The organism is Candidatus Nitrosotalea sp. FS, from assembly GCF_011319475.1.
GTDB lineage: Archaea > Thermoproteota > Nitrososphaeria > Nitrososphaerales > Nitrosopumilaceae > Nitrosotalea.
In genome coordinates this window covers 1-3,898 of record NZ_RCMC01000271.1, presented here as the reverse complement: position 1 = coordinate 3,898, position 3,898 = coordinate 1, and the positions used below count along the sequence as shown (strand labels likewise).

Below are 3,898 nucleotides of genomic sequence, written 5' to 3'. Positions count from 1 at the left end.
ATGCATAATAATTCTGGCACTCCCTGACTGCTTTTATCAATGCCTCCTTTACCCTGTCAGGTGGCTGAAATCCATACTGGAGTGGGTCACCTATGTTAAGATAGGTTATCTTTTTGCCTTCTTTTTGGAGTTTTCTTGCTTCTAGTGCAATGTCACGTATTGCATATTCTACTCCTGCCACTCGTTGTGAAATTTTCAAGTATCTAGACAGATATTTAGCCCCGTTAAATTCTTAATTGATCGGACCNATTGTATAATCATGAAATTTCAGATTTCGTTGTTTTATGTTGGAATATTATTAATCATAACAGGATCAATTGGAGCTGGAATAATTTTATCGGAATCAAACAAAAGCACGGCCAGTTTTTTGCTAGACAGCCAAGACGCCAACAACGTGCCAGTCAAAGTCAAGGGGGATGGAATTGGGTTTTATCTAATAACTTCAGAGAGTTATCAGAACAACATTTTGGCAAAAGTGGTTGATTCGCATGGGAATTTTCTAGACATACGAAAGATAACAAACAAGGTGACTGTCGATTACTTTCATTTTGAACATGATGATCAGGTTACACTGGAGCTAACCAATCTTTCTGACAAACCTGTGACGTTACAGGTTATCATAGGAGACACCAGAGTTCAAGAGATTACGTTTCCTGCAGCATTGATATTTGCAGGTGCGTTGATCTTGGTTTTTTCAGGATATAGAAAACTGAGGAACTACATCACAGAGCAGCCAGACGAGAACAAGTCATAGATAGGTATACACAACATTGTTGCGCCAATCAATAGGGACAGGTTAAATCCAATCCAGGTTGCAGAAAATATCATATTTACAATTGCGAATGGAACAACTTTTTTTGTTTTGTTATAGCCAAATTTTGCAAGTGTGAGAAAGCCGCCAATTGAGGTCAAGAGCAATCCTGATTCTATAGTAAGATGTGATGATGTAACCAGTCCGTCAATGCCATATATTTGGTGGAAGTTGTAATCCACGTATCCCCCTCCAAGCTGCATTGCAGAGCCTGCCAGTAGGAATATCATTCCAAGGATCACTTTTCTGTTTTTCAATGATAATACGGTTCCAAATGCGGCAGAAAATGCCACTATGCTCACTCCTGTATATACAGTAACATGCTGGATTGTCCAGAAGCTATCAGGGATTTTCAGTGCATGTGATGCAGAATCCCATATTCCTCCAATCAATACACCAGATGTTCCCAAGACTGCCAGGACTGAAACAAAAAACAATAGATCGTTTTGTCGTGATAGAAACGATCTTGATACAATTTGTGGCATTACCATACTCACACTCGAAATGATCTTGCTATATAGAATGTTGTTATGAAATTTTTAGCATCTTGTTTTATTGATTTTAATCTGTGGATGTGATTTTTTTTGAAATGACTATTATACTGGATACGTCAAGTGGTACCATGAGCCCAGGCATAGGATTAATGAAACGTAGACTTCCNTGTTATGAAATTTTTAGCATCTTGTTTTATTGATTTTAATTAATACATGTGATCTTTTTGGAAATGACTATTATACTGGATATACCAAGTGATACCATGACTCCAGGCATAGGATTAATGAAGCGGAGACTTCCGACAGAAAAGGAAGCAATACCTGTTGCAGTATCTGGAATCGTGCAAAAATACGGAGTCAAGTCAGATGAGATCAAGACATTAGAGACCAAGTTTGATATAGACAGCGGAGACTGGTATGTAGCACTTGGATTTGGAGAGAAGAGGGTGATAGTAAAGATGGATTCTGTACAAGGCACGATAACCGAGATTAAAGAGATCTAAGTTTTATTTTCGAAATTGTACGTTAGATACTTCAGGCTCTTTTATTATTATCAATCCACCATCTCGTAGTTGTTGAATTAATTGTAAAACCTCTTTTTCCATCTGTCCCCTCTGCAAGCCAACTTGTTTTGCAAATAGATCAACTAGTTCGGTTATTCTTCTTTGGCCGTTGCATAGTTTCCAGAATTCTACTATAGCTTGATTTACCATGAAGCCTTGCTGATTTTCATTCATCAAGACAATGGAACCATCTTCTTGTTTTACTAGAGATCCTATACCTTGTGGCATAGCAATTTCATAATTAATTGGAGCAACAGTTTTTTGCTTACCATAATTTATCATCTTCTTTCCTTCTTCTGACATTTTTTCAGGTGTCCATGCTGGTTCCCATACAATCTCAACGTTAACAGAAGATACACCAGGAACCTTAGTCACATATCGTTTTACATCAGTGACTAGAGTATCATGCAATGGACAACCACGTGTTGTCATTGTCATTTTGATATCTACTTTATTATCTGGGTTTATGTTTACGCCATAAATTAATCCCATATCCACTACACTGATTGGAATCTCTGGGTCCATGCATTGTTTTAATGAATCCAATACCTGCTGTGAAGTGACAGTTGTCATGAATTGGTTTGTTTGTACAATAGAATAAATACTTTACAACTTGGATTCAATAATTTTTTGATTGATGTATCAAACGGCGGTTCTGCCACACCAGCTTCGGTTATGATGCCGGATATGAGTTCAGGNATACTTTACAACTTGGATTCAAATAATTTTTTGATTGATGCTTCAAATGGGGGCTTGGCAATGCCTGCTTCGGTTATAATTCCAGTGATTAATTCAGGAGGAGTCATATCAAAGGCGGGGTTTATCACATTGATGTCATCTGGTGCAGTCTTTTTTCCAGCCACACCTGTGACTTCACTTGCTTTTCGTTGCTCAATTATGACATCTTCCGGTCTACTTTTTAGATCAAAAGTTGATAGAGGTGCTGCCACATAGAATGGTATGTTATGTTGTCTTGCCATCAATGCAACTTGGTAGGTTCCTATTTTATTGTAAACATGTCCGGTTTTGAGTATTCTATCAGCTCCTACAATTACCTTGGAGACAAGTTTGTTTGCCATGGAATATCCAACTGCAGTATCTGGAATGAGACTGACATCAATTCCATCGTGTTTTAGCTCAAATGCCGTAAGCCTTGAGCCTTGCATAACTGGCCTAGTTTCAGTAGCTATAACTTTGATCTTCTTTCCACTATCTTTTGTTGCCCGGATTACACCAAGAGCTGTTCCATATGCAACAGTTGCCAATGCACCGGCATTACAGTGAGTCATGATAGTATCATTGTTATCAAATAATTGTGAACCGTGTTTTCCCATGCGCATGTTTATTGCAATATCTTCTTCTGCCATTTGTTTTGCTTCTTTAACAACAGATTCCTTTAGTGTGGAGATATCTTTTGCAGACCTTGCAACATTCATTATTTTTTCAAGGCCCCATGCAAGATTGATTGCAGTAGGCCTTGTTTCATGTAGAACTTTTCTTGCTTTTTCTAGATCCTCCATGAGAGATTCTTTTGTACTAGCAGTACTTTGCAGTGCTGCCAAGGCAAGGCCAAAAGCACCAGAGACTCCAATTGCTGGTGCGCCTCGTACAATTAGATCTCTGATTGCAACTGCGACGTCCTGATAATCGGTATAGGTAACATAGACTAGTTCATTTGGGAGCTTGGTCTGGTCTATCATTATAACGGAATTGTTCTTCCATTCTACAGTTCGAAGGCTAGAGTGAATCATATCTTGTTTTAAAAAATTAATGGACCTTATATCAATTAAATCCTTGAATTAGTCTTTGCAATCCTTCTTTGAGTTCCACTTGAGGAGTATATCCAAGCTCTTTTTTTGCAAGCCATACAGATACTTGGCTATGTAGTATATCTCCAGTATTTGCCTTTTTGTAAATTATGGGTATTTTTTTTCCTGAAATTGCTATCATCATTTGTGCAAGTTCCTTAATTGATATGTATTTCCCACTTGCTATATTGTAAAACTTGCCTTTTTTTCCACTTATTTTTG

General features: G+C 37.8%; 4 protein-coding genes and 2 pseudogenes. 1 reads left to right on the top strand and 5 read right to left on the bottom strand.

Annotation, left to right across the window (positions count from 1 at the left end; translation table 11 throughout):
- Positions 1–199, bottom strand: a pseudogene (locus DYY66_RS14990) (alanine aminotransferase); the annotation flags it as partial.
- A 518-nt stretch (positions 200–717) separates the two neighbouring features.
- Positions 718–1,302: a hypothetical protein gene (locus DYY66_RS10475; RefSeq protein WP_166289041.1), complete on the bottom strand. Its 585-nt coding sequence runs from the start codon at positions 1,300–1,302 to the stop codon at positions 718–720.
- A gap of 266 nt (positions 1,303–1,568) precedes the next feature.
- Here DYY66_RS10475 and DYY66_RS10470 point away from each other — a divergent pair, with 266 nt between their 5' ends.
- A complete protein-coding gene (locus tag DYY66_RS10470; protein ID WP_166289189.1) occupies positions 1,569–1,808 on the top strand; it encodes a hypothetical protein in 240 nt (79 codons plus the stop codon).
- A 3-nt stretch (positions 1,809–1,811) separates the two neighbouring features.
- Here the strand turns inward: DYY66_RS10470 and DYY66_RS10465 are convergent, their stop codons facing one another.
- The 3 genes and pseudogenes from DYY66_RS10465 to DYY66_RS10455 form a co-directional block, all read right to left on the bottom strand.
- Positions 1,812–2,441 (bottom strand): PqqD family peptide modification chaperone, encoded by a 630-nt coding sequence (locus DYY66_RS10465; protein ID WP_166289038.1) that lies wholly within the window; start codon positions 2,439–2,441, stop codon positions 1,812–1,814.
- Positions 2,442–2,572: 131 nt separating this feature from the next.
- Positions 2,573–3,619: an S-methyl-5-thioribose-1-phosphate isomerase gene (mtnA, locus tag DYY66_RS10460; RefSeq protein WP_166289035.1), complete on the bottom strand. Its 1,047-nt coding sequence runs from the start codon at positions 3,617–3,619 to the stop codon at positions 2,573–2,575.
- A gap of 31 nt (positions 3,620–3,650) precedes the next feature.
- A pseudogene (locus DYY66_RS10455) lies at positions 3,651–3,898 on the bottom strand (epimerase); the annotation flags it as partial.